We start from the raw sequence: 16179 nt of genomic DNA, 5'->3' as shown, positions 1-16179 counted from the left end.
TCACGCGTTCGCTGACAGCGAATCCAGGGCCGAATCGAAAATTCTCGAGGTTTCCGCGCGGGGATGTCGAGAACGCGTCCGCGGCTCCGTCCCAGGGGTACGAGCAACCCACGAAGGAGACGACCGATGCACGAGACCGAGATCACCGAGATCCTGAACCGCCCCGTCAGCCAGGAGCTGCTGCACCGCGACCTGGTGCGGCTGGCCTACGTCGCCAAGGACGGCACGCCTCGCAACATCCCGATCGGCTTCACCTGGAACGGCTCGCAGATCGTGCTGTGCACCTCCAAGAACGCCCCGAAGCTGCCCGCGCTGCGGCAGAATCCCCAGGTGGCGCTCACCATCGACACCGAGGTGCACCCGCCGAAACTGCTGCTCATCCGCGGCCGCGTGGAACTGGACGAGGTGGACGGGATCCCCGAGGAATACCTGCAGACCAACGGCACCTACCAGATGACCGCCGAGCAGCGCGTCCAGTGGGAGGCCGAGGTGCACGCGCTCTACGACGGCATGGTCCGCATCGTGGTGACCCCCACCTGGGTCAAGCTGATCGATTTCGACACCACACTGCCCAGCGCCGTCGAAGAGCTGATCCAGCAGCGGGCCGAACGCCTGCACGCCTGACCCGACAACCTCCAGGAGCGACATCATGCCCAAGTACCTGCTGCTCAAGCACTACCGCGGCGCGCCCGCCTCGGTCAACGACGTCCCGATGGACCAGTGGACGCCCGAGGAGGTGACCGCGCACATCCAGTACATGCAGGATTTCGGCGCCCGCCTCGAGGCGACCGGCGAGTTCGTCGAGCATCGCGCGCTGGCCCAGGGCGGCACCTTCGTCCGCTCGGACGGCGAGGGCCGGCCGCCGGTCACCGACGGGCCGTTCGCGGAGACCAAGGACCTGATCGCCGGCTGGACCATCATCGACGTCGAGAGCTATGAGCGGGCGCTGGAGCTGGCGGCCGAGCTGTCCGCGGCGCCGGGCGCGGGCGGCAAGCCGGTGCAGGAGTGGCTCGAGTTGCGGCCGTTCTTCGGGGAGCTGCCCACGGTGACCGAATGAACGAGGCGCTGCTGCGCGAACTCGTCCCCGCGGTGATCGGCGTGCTGGTCCGCCGCGGGGCCGATTTCGCGGCGGCCGAGGACGCGGTGCAGGAGGCGTTGATCCGGGCGCTGGAAACCTGGCCCGCGGATCCGCCGCGCGACGCGAAGGGCTGGCTGGTCGCGGTCGCCTGGCGCAAGTTCCTCGACGCCGCCCGCGCCGAATCCGCCAGGCGGGGGCGCGAACTCGCGGTGCGGGTCGAGCCGGAGGCGGGCCCGGTGCGCGGCACCGACGATTCGCTCTGGCTGTATTTCCTGTGCGCGCATCCGACGCTGCCGCCGGCCTCGGCGGTCGCCCTGACCCTGCGCGCCGCCGGCGGTCTGACGACCCGGCAGATCGCCGCCGCCTACCTGGTGCCCGAAGCGACCATGGCGCAACGGATCAGCCGCGCCAAGCGGCGGCTCGCGGGCCTGCCGCTGGACCAGCCCGGCGATCTGGCGACCGTGCTGCGCGTGCTCTACCTCGTCTTCAACGAGGGCTACAGCGGCGATGTCGACCTGGCGGCCGAAGCCATCCGCCTCACCCGCCAGCTGGCCGGCGCGACCCGGGAGCCCGAGGTCGCGGGCCTGCTCGCGCTGATGCTGCTGCACCACGCGCGACGGGACTCGCGCACCGCCGCGGACGGCCGGCTGGTGCCGCTGGCCGAGCAGGACCGAACCCGCTGGGACACCGGCCTGGTCGCCGAGGGCATCGTGATCCTGCAGAACGCGCTGGCCCACGACCGGCTGGGCGAATACCAGGCCCAGGCCGCGATCGCCGCGCTGCACGCCGACGCCCGCAGCACCGACGAGACGGACTGGGTGCAGATCGTCGAGTGGTACGACGAACTGCTGCGGCTCACCGACAGTCCCGTGGTCCGGCTCAACCGCGCGGTGGCCCTCGGCGCGGCCGACGGGCCCCGGGCCGGGCTGGCCGCGCTGGCCGAACTGGATCCGGAGTTGCCGCGCCACAGCGCCGCTCGCGCCTATCTGTACGAGCGCGCCGGCGATCTCGAGCAGGCCGCCGCCCTCTACGCCGCGGCCGCACAGGCGGCCGGCACGGTGCCCGAGCGCGACCACCTCACCCGCGAAGCGGCCCGGGTGCGGCAACTGCTGCGCTCCTGAGCCCGGCCCGCACCGCGTCGCTCACCGGAACGGCCCCTGCCCTGCCCTATCGTTGGGCGTACTGAGCCGCAGCTTATGGCCAGTTTTCTTCGGTTACTTCAGGCGATAGAAGCCGAGCGGGAGCGTGAACATGAGCAGTGGCGTGCCACACGAAGACTGGGATCCGGATCCCGCATGGCGAGATCCCTCGCTTCGGATGGCCGACGTCCTACAGGCGCCGCCGCCACAGCGGCGGGACTGGCGGATCGCCGCCATCGTGCTCGTGGTGCTCGGCGCGCTGATCGGCGTGCCCGCCCTCGTGTCCGCGCTCATCCCGCAGCGCCAGACCCCGCAGCACAGCGACTCCGTGATCGAACTCAGCGCCGCGGGCGAGGAACCCGACACGATCAGCTTCGCCGGGGTGGACGGCTGGGACCGCCACCCGACCGGCGACGGCTCGGCCGCGCTGCTCAGCCGCGACGATCTGGTACTCGCCGTGAGCGTGATCAACGGCGTCACCGATTTCTCCCAGGCGGCGTCCTGGCGGCTGAAAGTGCTGCGCGTCCAAGGCTTTCCCGCCGAATGGGACCGCGACTGGGAGATGTGGAACGACCACGGCTTCGCCGGGCCGGTGTGCCGCGGCACCGACGTGAAAGGGGTGTGCGCCATCCTCGGCAACGACAACCTGGCGGTGACGCTGGTGCTGCGCGGCGACGACGCCACGCTGGACCGGCTGGACGCGATCGTCGAGACCCTGCGGGTCACCAAGTCGTGAGAAGATCCCCGGTCTTCTGGGTCTACTGCGCGGCGCTGCTGACGGGCGCGCTCGGCCTGCTGTTCCAATTGCTGCCGGTGCTGGTGCTGACCTGGCGGGACAGCCTGGTCGGTGCGCCCTTCGTGCTCGCCGGCCTGCTGGTTTTCGGGGCGATCGTGCTGCACCTGGACCGGCTGCGGGCCCGGATCTGGATCGTGCGCGCCCTGATCATGGGGTTTCTGTGGGGCGCGCTGGCGGGGCCGGGCATCGCCATGTGGGCCAACGATCACAATCTCGCCATCATCCGAAACCTCTTCGGCGACGCGTTCGCCATCAACTGGCAGGCCGCGATCTCCGCTCCGATCGTCGAGGAGGCGATCAAGGGCCTGGGCGTGTGCACGGTCGCCTGGCTCTGGCGGACGCTGCTGTGGCGGCCGATGCACGGCCTGCTGCTCGGCGGCTGCACCGGCCTCGGCTTCCAGGTCGTGGAGAACGCCACCTACGAGGCGAACGCCGGGCTGAGCTCGGCGCAGCCGAACGCCGCCGACGCCGTCCTGGTGGGTGCGCTGCGGTTGGTCACCGGGGTCACCTCGCACTGGATGCTCACCGCCCTGGCGGGCATCGGCATCGTGCAGGCCGTCGCCCGCGCGGATTGGCCGATGGCCCAGCGGGTTCGGGTGTTCGTGCTGTTCTATCTGCTCGGAGTCCTCTTCCACTTCCTGTGGGACTCGCCGCAGCCGCGCGACAGCTACGCCCTGGCGATCGTGCTGCTCCGGATGATCGCGGCGCTGCTGATCTTCGCGGTGATCTACACCTCGGTGCTGCGCGCCGAGCGGCGCTGGTTCCGGTCCACCGTCGCCACCGCCGTCGAGCGCGGGCTCGCCCCGGCCGAGGAGCCCGCCCTCCTGCTCACCCGCCGCAGCCGCCGGATGGCGCGCGCCGCCGCCCGGCAGCGGTTCGGCCCGGGCGGCCCGAGCCCGCACGACCTGCGGCGGCGGCAGCGGCGGGTGCTGGACTGGGTGCAGGGGTTCGGCAGCTACCTGCACGCCTCGGCCGCGTTGACACCCCGGCGAAGCCAATGAGACTGTTGGGGCCTTAACTTCTCAGGTCAGGCCGCTAGGGGGAACCACGATGGCAACACTCGCGTCCGGGGTGTTCATCGATTGGGAGCAGCTGACCGGGCAGTCCAAGTTCGTGGTCGAGCTGGTCACGTTCCCGATCTTCAGCGCGCTGGCGGGCTGGCTCACCAACTGGACCGGCGTGCTGATGCTGTTCTGGCCGGTGCAGTTCCGTGGTATCCGGATTCCGGGGTTGCACCTGCTGTACCCGTACTTCCCACGCCGGGTGCAGGTGCTGCCCACCTTCTCCGGCGACGGCCGGCGGCTCGGCTTCCAGGGCTTCATCCCGGCCCGCGCGGAGAAGATGGCCAGCATCTGTGTCGACAAGGCACTGATGCGGATCGGCAGCCCGCGCGATTTCATCCACGAACTCGACCTCGACGGCATCGCCGACTACATCGCCGAGCTCGCGCGCGCCCAGGTGCGCCCGATCGTGGACGAGATCATGTACCGGGAGAACCCCGAGCTGTGGCGCACCGTGCCGCGCCAGGTGCGGCAGGTGGTCTACCAGCGCATCGACCGGGAACTGCCCCGGCTGTGCGAGCGGGCCTTCGAGACCCTCGGCGACAACATCGATCAGCTCATCGATATCAAGAGCTTCGTCATCCGCTACCTGCAGGACAACCCGTACATCCTCAAGGACCTGACCACCACCATCGCGGCCCCCGAGCTGAAGTTCATGGTGCGGATCGGCCTGCTCGGCGCGCCGTTCGGCCTGCTGCTGGCGCTGTATCTGCATGTGCATCACAGCATCCCGGTGCTCGGCTGGCTGCCCGCGTGGCTGATCGTGCTGGCCGCCTCGGCGGCCATCGGCGTGATCGTCAACGTGATCGCGGTCAAGATGGTGTTCGAGCCGGGCGATCCGCAGCCGCGCTACCGGTACCTGTGGCGGCAGGCGCTGCTGGCCAAGCGGCAGCCGCAGGCCGCGACGGATCTGGCGCACATCCTGGCCTACCAGGTGCTGACGCTGCCGAACCTGGCCGGCGAACTGCTCGACGGCCCCAATGGCGACAAGACCCGTCAGCTGATCGAGCGCCTGGTCTCCGACGAGATCCACCGCCAGCTGGGTCCGACCACCTCGATGGTGCGCGCCGCGTTCGGCAAGCGGCAGTTCGACAATCTGAAGGTGGGCGCGGCGGGCGCCGCCGTGGGCCTGGCGCCGAGCATGATCGCGGACGAGGAGTTCGCGCGCGAGCAGGCGAAGAAGATCGACGAGTTCGCCGCGCGCAAGTTGCAGGAGCTGAGCCCGGGCGAGTTCATGGAGATGTTCTACGCCTCGGTCGAGCAGGACGCGTGGCTGCTGTATCTGCACGGCGCGGTGCTCGGGCTGGTGGTCGGCGCGGCCCACCTGGTGCTTTTCGGGTGGTGATCGGGTTTTCCGGGGTCGCTCCGCAATAACAAGCAGGCGTGCTTGCATTTTTACTCGGCCGCTGCGATGCTGATCGGCACCGGCGCGCGTCGCAGCGCGCCCGCACCCCCCGAGGAAACATGGCTGACCTAGAGGCGCTGCTCGACGATCTGTCCGCCGAGAGCGCGGACCTGGAATCCCTGGTCGCCCCGCTGGCCCCGGCCGAGTGGGCCCGGGACACGCCCGCCGCGGGCTGGACCATTGCCCACCAGATCGGTCACCTCGCCTGGACCGACGAGGTCGCCACCCTCGCCGCGAGCGACGCCGAGCGCTTCCAGCTCCTGGTCGCCGAGGCCGCGCCCAAGGTGCTCACCTTCGTCGACGAGGCCGCGGCCGAGGCCGCCACGGCAGCTCCCGCCGACCTGCTGAAACGCTGGCGCGCCGGCCGGGCCGCCCTGACCGCCGCGCTGCGCGCGGTGCCCGCCGGCACCAAGCTGCCCTGGTTCGGTCCGCCGATGAGCACCGCCTCGATGGTCACCGCACGACTCATGGAGACCTGGGCGCACGGTCAGGACGTCGCCGACACGCTCGGCGTCACCCGCGTGCCCACGACGCGGCTGCGCAGCATCGCCCACATCGGGGTCCGCACCCGGAACTTCGCCTACCAGGTGCGCGGCGAGACGCCGCCGGAGACGGAATTCCGGGTGGAACTCGACGCGCCCGACGGCACGACTTGGACCTGGGGTCCGGAGGACGCCGCGGAGCGCGTCAGCGGCTCGGCCGTGGACTTCTGCCTGCTGGTGACCCAGCGGCGACATCGGGATGATCTGGGGCTGCGGGCCACGGGGGCGGCGGCCGCGCACTGGCTCACGATCGCGCAGGCCTTCGCGGGACCCACCGGAACCGGGCGTACCGCCGGGCAATTCGGCTGATCCGGCCGGGCGCGCGGCCCGGCCGGACTCGCACCCGGCCCCGATCGGAATGTTCGGGAGCCGGCGAGCATCACACTTGGGTGCGCCGTTCGTGTCGGCCGGACGCCGTTGGCCGGGTGTCTCGATGTGGCAGTCGAGGATGACGCTCGCCAGCTACCTCTGTATTTACCCGCCGGACGCGTTCCGGAAACATGCCGGATGGAATTACCCGGCCGAGGTGACTTCACACCTGCCGTACGCAGGTTGTGATCCTGCTCGCAGGGACGCGCACGCCTCCGGCTCGGGCACGTAACCTGGACGGGCGTACGGCTTTCAACGATGCGGGTCGTCGTCAGGGGAGAAGAGGGGCGCCCAGGGAAGGGGAAGCATCGTGCACGCACACAATCCTGCCCAGGTCATCCGGCATACCGCCATCGTGCTCGCCGGTGCCGCGAGTATCGGGCTCACCGGCGCGGCCGGCGCGTACATCATGACCCAGATGACCGATCTCCAGCAGGCGCAGTCCGCGCCGCCACCGGCCGCCGAGCACCGCGCACCCGCCGCACCGGTGCCCGCGCGGGAATCCGAGGCCCCGGCCGTACTGCTCGCCGCCCAGCACCGGTCACTGCCCGTGGCCTTCCGTGCCCCGGTGAAACAGCCGGAAGAGGTTGTCCCACAGGTCTTCACGGTCACGCCGGCGGCGCCCGCCGCACTGGCGGGCACGCTGCGGCTCGGTGACACCACCTACGTCGGGGCGCAGATCGCCCCGTCGCACACCAACACCTTCGCACTCAGCGTCGACACCAACCTGTTCTCGACGCTGTCCGGCCTCCTGCGGTCCGGTCCGATTCGCGAGGGTCTGGACGCGCAGCCGGACCTGCCCGGCGTCACCCGGCTGAGCACCGAATTCGATGGCCGCGCCGGGGTCACCCTGGTCTTCTCGGATCCGGCGCTGGGCGAGCACGCGATTCAGCTGAACCGCAACCCGGCACCGGCCGAGCACGCCGAAAGCCCGGAAACCGCACCACAACCCACGGCGCCGCCCGCACCTGGCACCATTACCGTGTGACGTCGGCGGCAACCTCCACCACCTACGATTTCTGCGTTCTCGGCGGCGGCATCGTCGGCGTCGCCACCGCACACGAGATACTGCGCCGCTATCCCGGCGCCGACCTGGTGCTGCTGGAAAAATCCGCGGCGCTGGCCACTCACCAGACCGGCCACAACAGCGGCGTCATCCACTCCGGCATCTATTACGAACCGGGCAGTCTCAAGGCCGAGCTGTGCCGGCGCGGCGCGAAGTGGACCAAGGATTTCGCCGCGGCCCAGGGCATTCCGTTCGAGGTGTGCGGAAAACTGCTGGTAGCCACCGATGCCGCGGAGCATCGGCGGATGCTGGCCCTGCACGAGCGCTCGGTCACCAACGGCGTCGAGGTCGAGTTGCTCGACGCCGCCGAGCTGCGCCGCCGCGAGCCCCGGGTGCGCGGCGTCGGCGCCCTGCACGTTCCCGGCACCGGCATCATCGACTTCTCCAGGGTGGTTGCGGCGCTGGCGGATTCGGTGCGGGCGGCGGGCGGGACGATCCAGCTGGACACGGAGATCACCGCGCTGACCGAAACCGGTGCCGCGGTGACCGCGGCGGGCCCGGCCGGCTCCTGGACGGCGCGCAAGCTGATCGTGTGCGCGGGCCTGCAAGCCGACCGCATGGCCCGGCTGGCCGGATTGCCGGTCGATTTCCGCATCGTGCCCTTCCGCGGCGAGTACTACCAACTGCCGCCGGAGCGAAAAGACCTGGTGCGCACGCTGATCTATCCGGTGCCGGATCCGAGCCTGCCGTTCCTGGGCGTCCATCTGAGCCCGACCATCGACGGCGGCCTGACGGTGGGGCCGAACGCCGTGCTCGGCCTGGCCCGCGAAGGCTACCGCAAGGGCAGCGTGAACCTGCGCGACGCCCGCGAGGCGCTGGGGTATCGCGGCCTGCACCGCGTCGCGCGCAAGCATCTGCGCACCGGCGCCCGGGAACTGCGCAACTCCCTGTTCAAACGCGGCTACCTGGCCGAATGCCGCCGCTACTGCCCGGAATTGACGCTGGCCGACCTGCGGCCCCGCGAGGCGGGGATCCGCGCCCAGGCGGTGCTGCGCGACGGCACCCTGGTGCACGACTTCATGATCGAGCGCACGGCGCGAATGGTGCACGTGCTCAACGCCCCCTCCCCCGCCGCGACCTCGGCCCAGCCGATCGCCGCGCACATCGTGGATCTGCTACGCGACTGAAGGATTCGCGATATCGCGGATTAAAGAGGAGAGCTGTAGTACTTTTGTCCCTGCCGGGGATCGTCGCCGAACATCGGGCAGGGAGGGCCTCATGGGCCACATCAAGTACGCGAGTGACGTCGGCGCACCGGTGGAAGCGGCGTTCAGCTACACCGACAACCATGTCTTCGTGCCGTACTGGATGTTCGCCGTCGCCGCGTTCGACCCGGTCGGCGAACACGACCAGGGCCTGGGCGCCCGGTACGCCGCGACCGCCCGCGTCGCCCTCTGGCGGCCGGTCCTGGATTGCGAGATCACCGAATACCGCCGCAACGTGGTGATCGGCTACACCCTGCGCGGCGCGCTGCCGGGCACTTTGACCCTACGCTTCGACCCGCTCGGCTACGGGCGTTCGGTGCTCACCTCGGAAGCGGAGTACGCTGCTCCGCGAGGGTTCCCCGGCCGCGTGTGCGCCCGCCTGGTGGACTCCGCGGTGCGCTCGGCGCTTCGCCGCACCGAGTCGCAATTGCGAAGGGAGATAGAGGAATTCCACGGTACCGATCTTGTCGGCCGGATTGCGTAGGGTGCCAGCCATGATCATCGTGAGCACCGACGGATCCTGCCTCCGCAATCCCGGCGGTGCCATCGGCTGGGCCTGGGTCAACCATCAGAGCGGGTCCAACAGCGGCGGAGCCGCGTCGGGCACCAACCAGATCGCTGAGCTGCGCGCCGTCTACGAGGCGATCATCGCGCACCCGGGCGCCGAACCGCTGTTCATCGAGAGCGATTCGCTCTACGCCATCAAGTGCTCCTCCGAGTGGATCAACGGCTGGCGGCTCAACGGCTGGCGCACGGCCAGCGGCGGCGCGGTGAAGAACGTCGAGATCATCAAGCAGATCGATCGGGCCATCGCGACCCGTCCGGGGCCGGTGCGGTTCCGCTGGGTGCGCGGCCACGTGGGCAATTACTTCAATGAAAAGGCCGACGTGCTGGCTGGGGAAGCAGCACGCAAGGCCGCAGCGGCAGGGTCTGGCCCCGAGACGGCGCTGCCAGTGGAGAAGCCGGTCGCCGAACCAGCACCGGTGGCGCAACCGAGCCCGGCACCGACCCCGGGCAAGGCGTCCGCGCCTGCGGCGGCTCAGACCTTGACCCTGTTCTGAGCCGCTACAAGAAGAGCCTCCGGTTCAGTGGTACTGGGACCCACTGAACCGGAGGCTCTTTCTGTTGCTGTGCGGTCCGTCAGTTGCCCGGAGCCGGGGCCGGGGCGGGAGCGGGGGTTTCCTGGGGGGCCGGGTTGGTCGCGCCCGGAAGGCCGGAGCCCGCGCCCTTGAGCATCGGGGAATCCAGCTTGCCCACCTTCCACATGCCGTCGGTGTACTGCAGGTCCGCGACGATCGCGACGTACTGCCGGTCCGGGTTGGTCTGGGTGAAGTTGGTGCGGTACTGGGTCAGGGTGACCAGCACCTTGGCCTGCTCGGTGTCGCCGGACTGGAAGCCGCACTCCACGTTGTCGGTCCAAGACTTCACCTGGGCCTGCACCATGGCGTCGTTCAGTGCCTTGGTGGCATCGTCGAATTCCTTGAGGAACTCGCCGGTGGCGCCGGCCTTGACCTTCTTGAAGTAGCCGTCCAGGTCCTTGGAGTAGTCGTAGACCGAGACGTCGCGGCCGAAGGCGCAGGCCGCCTTGGTGGCGGCGTCCACGGCGGCCAGCTCGTCGCTCTTCTTGTTCGCCTGCATGGCGAACACCACGACCGCGGTCACCGCGGCGACCAGCAGGATGCCCGCCGCGAACGCGGCGATGATCGGCACCATGCTCGATTTGCGATTGCCGGCGGAGCTCGTGAAATCCGAGGCCTGCGGTACGGCCTTGGCTTGCTTGGCGGGCTTCTTGGCCAAGTCCGGCTTCGCCGTCACCGCGGCGGTCTCGGCCTCGGCCGTCTTCTCGGCGGCGGCGGAGCCCTCGGCCTCGATCTTCTCGGTAGCCGCGGCGTCGGTCGCGGCGGCCGGCTCGGTGATCTCGGCGTCTTTATTGGTGTCGGCGTCGTCCTTGGACATCGATACAACCTGCACTTTCCCGGTGCGCATGGCACCGATCGGCTAGCGGCTCACCTGGGCGAACCGTACGCGTTGCTGCGAGTATGCCCCGTCCGGTGTCGGTACCGCCGGACGGGGTGTAACTCACCTCACCGGCGGCAGGGTCCGTTCGTTCGGATCCGCGTTCGGCGGCATCTGCGCGCCGTTGTTCGGCACGTCTGGACGCGGCGCGTTGGCCGCGCCCCTGATCTGCTGACCCGGAGGCGGGTTCGCACAGTAGTTCCACTTGGGCATGGTGTTGTCCGAGACGACCTCGTTGCGCACCGGCGGGGTGTCGTAGTAGCAGGTCGGCCGCGGCCAGATATCGAGGATGGTGTGGAATTCGCCGTCGTGGGCCGGCACGGCGAGCGCGTCCAGACCCAGGGCCAGCGACGGGAACAACGCCCGCAGCGCGGGGGTGCGCAGCTGCGCCGCCTTGGTGATGGCCGAGAAGTTCGCGGCCAGGCTGGTGATCGGATCGGCGGTGCGATCCAGCACCGCGCCGAGGCTGGTGAACTGGCCCGGCGCCTGATCCAGGATCACCTGCAGTTCCGCGTTGGCGTTGTTGAACTGATCGAACAGCACACCCGAATTCGCGGTCAGCGTGGCCAGGTCGGGCTGCGCGTGCGAGGTGGTCTCGGTGATCGTGCGCAGGTTCGAGATCAGGTTCGTGGTCTGCGGCAGCAGATTGTCCAGGCCGTAGGCGGCCAGGCTGACGCCGTTGATCAGGCCGCGCAGCTGGTCCGGGCCGCCGCTGAGCGCGATGTCGAGCTCGGACAGGATGACCGCGAACTTGTCCGGGTCGACCTGGGAGATCAGCGCGGTGGTGTTGTCCAGCACGGACCAGACCGGCGTCGGGGTCTTGATCTTGCCCGCGTCGAATCCGATCACCTCGCCGTCGCGCAGGTACGGGCCCTGCTCGCCGGCGGGTCGGAAGTCGATGTACTGCTCACCGACGCCCGACAGCGCCTGCACCGAGATCACCGTGTCCGCCGGGATCCGGTAGTCCGAATCGATCACCGCGGTCGCCGCGATCGACTGGCCGCGGTCGGTCAGCTTGATCGACTCCACCTTGCCGATGCGGTATCCGCGCAGCGTGACGTCGTTGCCGGGCTGCAGACCACCGGAGCGATCCAGCTGCACGGTCACCTTGTAGGTCTCCTGCAGCGGATTGATCCGCATGATGCTGATCAGCAGATAGGTGGCGCCGATGACGAGCACCAGGATCAGGCCCAGGTTGGACAGGAAGAGCTTGCTGCGCAGAGCGTTTCCGACGCGACTCACCGGTGACCCCCTTGCACCCGGTTCTGGACCACCTGCAGCACCTGGATGAAGCTGCCGGTGAAGTCCGACAGGTCGTGCAGGTCGATCATCTTGCTGTTCGGCGGGTCGGTCAGCAGGCCGATGTCGAGCTGGCTCAGGGTGACGTAGGTGGCCAGCGACTTACCCTTGAAGCTCGCGTCCGCCTTGGGCCGGATCTCGTGCAGCTGATCCAGAGCCCAGCCGAACTTGTCGCCGGTTGCGGCGAGCGCGTCCATCAGGCTGCGCAGGTTCACCAGCAGGTCGCCCAGCTGGTCGCCGGTGGTGTTGGAGAAGTCGCCGAGCGCGGCGCTGGTGGTGGCCACCTTGGTGAGCAGCTCCCCCAGTGCCTTGTTGTTCTCCGCCACCGCGCCGATCATCTGCGGCAGCGTGTCGGCGACCTCGCCGAGCTCGTTGTGCCGGGTCTCGATGGTGGTGGCCAGCGTGGAGAAGTTCGCGAGCACGCTGTCGATGCGCTCGGTGTTGGCGTTGAGACTGCCGACCACGCCGGTCATTTCCTTGATCAGGTGCCCGAGCTGCTCGCCGCGGCCGCCGACGATGGAGTCCAGCTCCGAGGTCAGCCGGCTCAGGCTGGCGATGCCGCCGCCGTTGAACAGCATGGAGACCGAGATCAGCAGTTCCTCGACGGTGGCGCCGGCCGAGGTGACATCCAGCGGCAGCGTGTCGCCGTCCTTCAGCATCTCCGCGCCCGGCTCGGTCTTCGGCTTGGAGACCGCGACGAACACGTCGCCGAGCGGCGTCGCCTGCCGCAGTTCGGCCGTGCTGCCCTTGGGCAGTTCGATGTCGTCGCGGATGGTCAGATCGACGACGGCCTGGAAGTTCTTGGTCTTGATGTTGGTGACCACACCGACATCGGAACCGCCGATCTTGACCTTCGCCTGGTCCGGCAGGTTCAGCGCGTTCTCGAACACCGCCTGCACGGTGTAGGTGTCGTCACCGGGACCCGGCTTCGGCAGCGGCAGATCCTCCACCGTGAACCCGCACCCGGAGGTGATACCGATCGCGGCGACACCCGCGAGCGCCACGATCGCCTTACGCGCCTTCTGCATACGCTTCGTCATTTCGTCAGTCCGAGCAGCGCCGCGGTCAGACCGTAGTCCGGCCCGAAGTCCTGCATATTGCCGGTGCGGCAGCCGTCGGCCCGCATCTGGATCCGCTCACAGAACAGGCTGACGATCTCGCCGCTGAGCGCGGTGCCGAGCACGCCGTGCAGGCGGATGAACCCCTTCTCGCGGTTCACCACCATGTTCATGTTCTGCAGCAGGGTCGGGGCCACGTCCACGATCTCGGTGAGACCGTAGGCGTTGGCGCGCAGCTGGTTGGTGACCGTGGTCAGTCCGGTGAGCGTGCCGGACAGCTTGTCCTCGTACTGCACGAAGACCCCACTGGTGTTGGCCAGGAAGTCGTTGATCTGCTGCAGCGTGGCTTCCAGGCCCGGGGCCTGCTCGGCCAGCAGGCCGGTCATCTGGGTCATCCGGTTGCTGAAATCGCGCACGGACTGGTCGTTCTCGGCCAGCATCGTGGTCAGCTCGTTGAGCTTGATGATGACGTTGGAGACCGCGTCCTTGTTGTCGACGCCCACCTTCAACGCGCCGGACAGCGCGTTGAGGGTGTCGCGCATCTTCTCGCCGTTGCCGTTGGCCAGCGGGTACAGCACCCGGCCGGAGAGCGCGCCGACGCCTTCCTGACCCTCCTGCGGCTTGAGCGCCGCCGCGAACTGGTCGATGGTCTTGATCATCGTGTCCAGCTCGACCGGGGTCCGGGTGCGCTGCAGCGGCAGGTGCTCGCCGTCCTTCAGCGTGTCGCCGCCGGTGTAGACCGGCGTCAGCTCGATGTGCCGGTCGGTCACGATCGACGGCGAGATGATCGCCGCGATCGCGTCCTTGGGGATCTTGGTGTCGTTGTCGATGGACATGTGCACCTCGACGAAGGTGCCCTTGGGCACGATCTTGTCGACCTTGCCCACCTGCAACCCGAGCACCGTGATCGGGTTGCCCTCGTACATGCCCGCGATGTTCTCGAAGTCGGCGGTGACGCGGGTGGTGGTGCCGAGCGCGTCGTTCACCGAACTCGGGATCACCGAGCAGCTGCCGATCGCCAGGGCGGTCGCGCCCAGCATGATCGAGCGGCGCAGCTTGTGGTTCCGCAACAGAGTCCTCACGTTCATCCCTGGCACCCCTCCACGACCTGGGCGAAGCACAGCCAGTTGTCCGGGAACAGCCACGGCAGACCGACTTCGGCGTAGTTGCCGTTGCCGCCCCAGGCGTTGGCCAGGTACCGCACCGAGGTCGGCGCGATGGACAGCAGGCGGTCCAGGTTGTCCTTGTTCTTCTGCAGGCCCTCGGCCACGGTGTTGAGCTGGTCCAGCGTCGGGCCGAGCTGGCCGTCGTTCTCCGCGCCCAGCTCCTGCAACTGGCGGGTCAGCGTCGCCACGTTGTCGAGCAGCTGGCGCAGCAGACCCTGGCGTTCCATCACCCGGTTGGCGATCGCCTCACCCTGGGTGATGATCAGCAGCACGCTGTTGCGATTGTCGGCGAGCAGCTGGGTGACCTTGTTCAGATCCTTGAGCAGGCCGTCCACCTCGGTCTTGCGGGCGTCCATCACCTTGGCGATCGCGCCGACCGAGTCGAGCGCCTGCGCCATCAGCTCCGGATTGCTGAGCTCCTGGTTGATCACGTTCAGCGACTCGTTGAGCTTCTTGGTGTCGAGTTGCTCGAACTTCGGGGTGCCGATCTGCACCACGTCGGCCAGGTTGTACGGAACGTCGGTGTTGGACTTCGGGATCCGCTTGCCGGGCAGGCCGGAGCCGTCGCCGGGTTCCAGGTCGACGTAGCGGGCGCCGAGCAGCGTGGCCATCTTGATGGACGCGCGCGCGTCCGGGCCCAGCTTCAGATCGCTGTTGACGTTGAGATCCAGCACGACGTGGTCGCCCTCGATCTTCGCCCCGGCGACGGTGCCGACGGGCACGCCGGCCACGTCGACCTTGTCGCCCACCCGGATGCCGGCCGCCTGGGCGAACTCGGCCTTGACCGTCTGGTCGCCCACGCCGAGCAGCCGGAACGCGCTGGAGACCACCAGCAGCACCACGACCACGGCGGCACCGAGGATGCCCAGCCAGAAGAAGCGGTTGTTGTCGAATCTGCGCTTGAGTTTGGTCATCATGGCCTGCACACCGCCGACTGGGAGTTGCCACCGATCTGGTTGAAGAGGCCGCGCGGGAACAGCACGCCGTACAGCGAGACGTCCAGGCGGCAGATGTACGCGTTGGCGAAGGTGCCTTCGGAAGTGAAGATACCCGCGTTGGCGAGAATCGCCGGGAGGTCGACCGCCGCCTGGTCCAGCTGCGCGCCGGTGTTGATCAGCAGGGTCAGCGCCGCGGAGGTCGAGTTCTGCGCGGCTTGCAGTTTCGGCTGGATCTTGCCGACCATGTCGACCAGCGAGCCGGTCGCGTCCGCGATCGCCACGGTGGAGGTCTGCAGCGACTGCCCCTGCTCGTAGAGCCCGCCGATCAGCGAACGGGTCTGGGTCACCAGGGTTTCCAGTTCATCACCTCGTTTGGCCAGACCCTGCATCACGCCCGAGAGGTTGACGATCACATCGGTCAGGATGGCGTCGCGCCGCTGGAAGTCCGTGGCCAGGGCCGCGGCCTGGGTGACGAACGCGCTCAGCGAGACGCCGTCGCCCTGCAGGGCCTGGATGAAGGTCTCCGACAGGCGGTTCACCTGGTCCGGCTGCAGCACCTGGAACAGCGGCTGGAAGCCGTTGAGCAGCGCCGAGACATCGAAGGACGGCTCGGTGCGCTCCAGCGGAATGGTCGACTTGTTCTTCAGCGGCTGCGGCGCGGACGCCTTGCCGGGCGCCAGCGCCACGTAGCGCTGGCCGATCAGGTTCTGGTAGCGGACCAGCGCCTTGGTGTCGTCGTAGAGCGTCTGATCGGACTGGACGATGAAGGTCACCTGGGCGTTGTTCTTGGTGTCCAGCTCGATCTTCTCGATCTTGCCGACCCGCACGCCCGCCATCCGGACGTCGTCGCCCTCCCGCAGCCCCAGCACGTCGGTGAAGACGGCCGAGTAGGTGCGGGTGTCGCCGGGCACGATGCGCGCCAGGGTGTTCCAGACGACCACGGTCACCAGGACCGAGACGATGGCGAACAGTGTGAAGCCGATCAGCGGTTTCTTGATACTCATGCCTCCGCCTCGCTAGCGCTCGACTGCGGCATGCGCA

General features: G+C 68.8%; 17 protein-coding genes. 11 read left to right on the top strand and 6 right to left on the bottom strand.

Features of this window, described 5'->3' with window-relative positions; translation table 11 throughout:
- Positions 1-126: 126 nt before the first annotated feature.
- The 11 genes from AB0I43_RS07110 (at position 127) to AB0I43_RS07060 (ending at position 9722) form a co-directional block, all read left to right on the top strand.
- Positions 127-624: a pyridoxamine 5'-phosphate oxidase family protein gene (locus AB0I43_RS07110; protein ID WP_356971971.1), complete on the top strand. Its 498-nt coding sequence runs from the start codon at positions 127-129 to the stop codon at positions 622-624.
- A gap of 25 nt (positions 625-649) precedes the next feature.
- The gene (locus AB0I43_RS07105; protein WP_356971970.1) at positions 650-1057 is read left to right on the top strand and encodes a YciI family protein; all 408 of its coding nucleotides are present in this window, start codon (positions 650-652) and stop codon (positions 1055-1057) included.
- Positions 1054-2199: a DUF6596 domain-containing protein gene (locus tag AB0I43_RS07100; RefSeq protein WP_356971969.1), complete on the top strand. Its 1146-nt coding sequence runs from the start codon at positions 1054-1056 to the stop codon at positions 2197-2199. The genes AB0I43_RS07105 and AB0I43_RS07100 overlap by 4 nt, the downstream gene beginning before the upstream one ends.
- A gap of 130 nt (positions 2200-2329) precedes the next feature.
- Positions 2330-2953 carry a hypothetical protein gene (locus AB0I43_RS07095; RefSeq protein WP_356971968.1) on the top strand — a complete coding sequence of 208 codons (624 nt, stop codon included), beginning with the start codon at positions 2330-2332 and terminating at the stop codon, positions 2951-2953.
- Positions 2950-4014: a PrsW family intramembrane metalloprotease gene (locus AB0I43_RS07090; protein ID WP_356971967.1), complete on the top strand. Its 1065-nt coding sequence runs from the start codon at positions 2950-2952 to the stop codon at positions 4012-4014. Before AB0I43_RS07095 ends, AB0I43_RS07090 begins: the two co-directional genes overlap by 4 nt.
- A 49-nt stretch (positions 4015-4063) precedes the next feature.
- Positions 4064-5419: a hypothetical protein gene (locus AB0I43_RS07085; protein WP_356971966.1), complete on the top strand. Its 1356-nt coding sequence runs from the start codon at positions 4064-4066 to the stop codon at positions 5417-5419.
- Between the two features lie 119 nt (positions 5420-5538).
- On the top strand, positions 5539-6330 hold the full coding sequence (locus tag AB0I43_RS07080) for a TIGR03084 family metal-binding protein (protein WP_356971965.1): 792 nt from the start codon (positions 5539-5541) through the stop codon (positions 6328-6330).
- 370 nt (positions 6331-6700) lie between these two features.
- Positions 6701-7378: a hypothetical protein gene (locus tag AB0I43_RS07075; RefSeq protein WP_356971964.1), complete on the top strand. Its 678-nt coding sequence runs from the start codon at positions 6701-6703 to the stop codon at positions 7376-7378.
- Positions 7375-8583 (top strand): L-2-hydroxyglutarate oxidase, encoded by a 1209-nt coding sequence (gene lhgO / locus AB0I43_RS07070; RefSeq protein ID WP_356971963.1) that lies wholly within the window; start codon positions 7375-7377, stop codon positions 8581-8583. The genes AB0I43_RS07075 and lhgO overlap by 4 nt, the downstream gene beginning before the upstream one ends.
- Positions 8584-8674: 91 nt before the next feature.
- Positions 8675-9145 carry an SRPBCC family protein gene (locus tag AB0I43_RS07065; protein WP_356971962.1) on the top strand — a complete coding sequence of 157 codons (471 nt, stop codon included), beginning with the start codon at positions 8675-8677 and terminating at the stop codon, positions 9143-9145.
- 10 nt (positions 9146-9155) lie between these two features.
- Positions 9156-9722 carry an RNase H family protein gene (locus AB0I43_RS07060; RefSeq protein WP_356971961.1) on the top strand — a complete coding sequence of 189 codons (567 nt, stop codon included), beginning with the start codon at positions 9156-9158 and terminating at the stop codon, positions 9720-9722.
- A 79-nt stretch (positions 9723-9801) separates the two neighbouring features.
- Here AB0I43_RS07060 and AB0I43_RS07055 read toward each other — a convergent pair whose 3' ends face one another.
- The 6 genes from AB0I43_RS07055 to AB0I43_RS07030 form a co-directional block, all read right to left on the bottom strand.
- Positions 9802-10617, bottom strand: coding sequence for a hypothetical protein (locus AB0I43_RS07055; protein ID WP_356971960.1), 816 nt, complete (start codon positions 10615-10617; stop codon positions 9802-9804).
- A gap of 123 nt (positions 10618-10740) precedes the next feature.
- Positions 10741-11919 carry an MlaD family protein gene (locus AB0I43_RS07050; RefSeq protein ID WP_356971959.1) on the bottom strand — a complete coding sequence of 393 codons (1179 nt, stop codon included), beginning with the start codon at positions 11917-11919 and terminating at the stop codon, positions 10741-10743.
- On the bottom strand, positions 11916-13016 hold the full coding sequence (locus AB0I43_RS07045; RefSeq protein ID WP_356971958.1) for an MCE family protein: 1101 nt from the start codon (positions 13014-13016) through the stop codon (positions 11916-11918). Before AB0I43_RS07045 ends, AB0I43_RS07050 begins: the two co-directional genes overlap by 4 nt.
- Positions 13013-14122 (bottom strand): MlaD family protein, encoded by a 1110-nt coding sequence (locus AB0I43_RS07040; RefSeq protein ID WP_356971957.1) that lies wholly within the window; start codon positions 14120-14122, stop codon positions 13013-13015. Before AB0I43_RS07040 ends, AB0I43_RS07045 begins: the two co-directional genes overlap by 4 nt.
- Positions 14119-15114: an MCE family protein gene (locus AB0I43_RS07035; protein WP_357431602.1), complete on the bottom strand. Its 996-nt coding sequence runs from the start codon at positions 15112-15114 to the stop codon at positions 14119-14121. Before AB0I43_RS07035 ends, AB0I43_RS07040 begins: the two co-directional genes overlap by 4 nt.
- Positions 15114-16142: an MCE family protein gene (locus tag AB0I43_RS07030; RefSeq protein WP_356971955.1), complete on the bottom strand. Its 1029-nt coding sequence runs from the start codon at positions 16140-16142 to the stop codon at positions 15114-15116. Before AB0I43_RS07030 ends, AB0I43_RS07035 begins: the two co-directional genes overlap by 1 nt.
- Positions 16143-16179 lie beyond the last annotated feature (37 nt).

This window comes from Nocardia sp. NPDC050435, from assembly GCF_040655395.1.
In the GTDB taxonomy this organism is placed as follows: domain Bacteria; phylum Actinomycetota; class Actinomycetes; order Mycobacteriales; family Mycobacteriaceae; genus Nocardia.
The sequence above is the reverse complement of the archived record's forward strand: the minus strand, read 5'-3'. Positions and strand labels throughout refer to the sequence as shown.

Coding starts and splice junctions, on each gene's coding strand:
- AB0I43_RS07055 (WP_356971960.1), bottom strand. CDS start 10,617: ATGTCCAAGGACGACGCCGACACCAATAAAGACGCCGAGATCACCGAG.
- AB0I43_RS07110 (WP_356971971.1), top strand. CDS start 127: ATGCACGAGACCGAGATCACCGAGATCCTGAACCGCCCCGTCAGCCAG.
- AB0I43_RS07045 (WP_356971958.1), bottom strand. CDS start 13,016: ATGACGAAGCGTATGCAGAAGGCGCGTAAGGCGATCGTGGCGCTCGCG.
- AB0I43_RS07100 (WP_356971969.1), top strand. CDS start 1,054: ATGAACGAGGCGCTGCTGCGCGAACTCGTCCCCGCGGTGATCGGCGTG.
- AB0I43_RS07105 (WP_356971970.1), top strand. CDS start 650: ATGCCCAAGTACCTGCTGCTCAAGCACTACCGCGGCGCGCCCGCCTCG.
- AB0I43_RS07030 (WP_356971955.1), bottom strand. CDS start 16,142: ATGAGTATCAAGAAACCGCTGATCGGCTTCACACTGTTCGCCATCGTC.
- AB0I43_RS07080 (WP_356971965.1), top strand. CDS start 5,539: ATGGCTGACCTAGAGGCGCTGCTCGACGATCTGTCCGCCGAGAGCGCG.
- AB0I43_RS07040 (WP_356971957.1), bottom strand. CDS start 14,122: ATGAACGTGAGGACTCTGTTGCGGAACCACAAGCTGCGCCGCTCGATC.
- AB0I43_RS07095 (WP_356971968.1), top strand. CDS start 2,330: ATGAGCAGTGGCGTGCCACACGAAGACTGGGATCCGGATCCCGCATGG.
- AB0I43_RS07065 (WP_356971962.1), top strand. CDS start 8,675: ATGGGCCACATCAAGTACGCGAGTGACGTCGGCGCACCGGTGGAAGCG.
- AB0I43_RS07035 (WP_357431602.1), bottom strand. CDS start 15,114: ATGACCAAACTCAAGCGCAGATTCGACAACAACCGCTTCTTCTGGCTG.
- AB0I43_RS07085 (WP_356971966.1), top strand. CDS start 4,064: ATGGCAACACTCGCGTCCGGGGTGTTCATCGATTGGGAGCAGCTGACC.
- AB0I43_RS07060 (WP_356971961.1), top strand. CDS start 9,156: ATGATCATCGTGAGCACCGACGGATCCTGCCTCCGCAATCCCGGCGGT.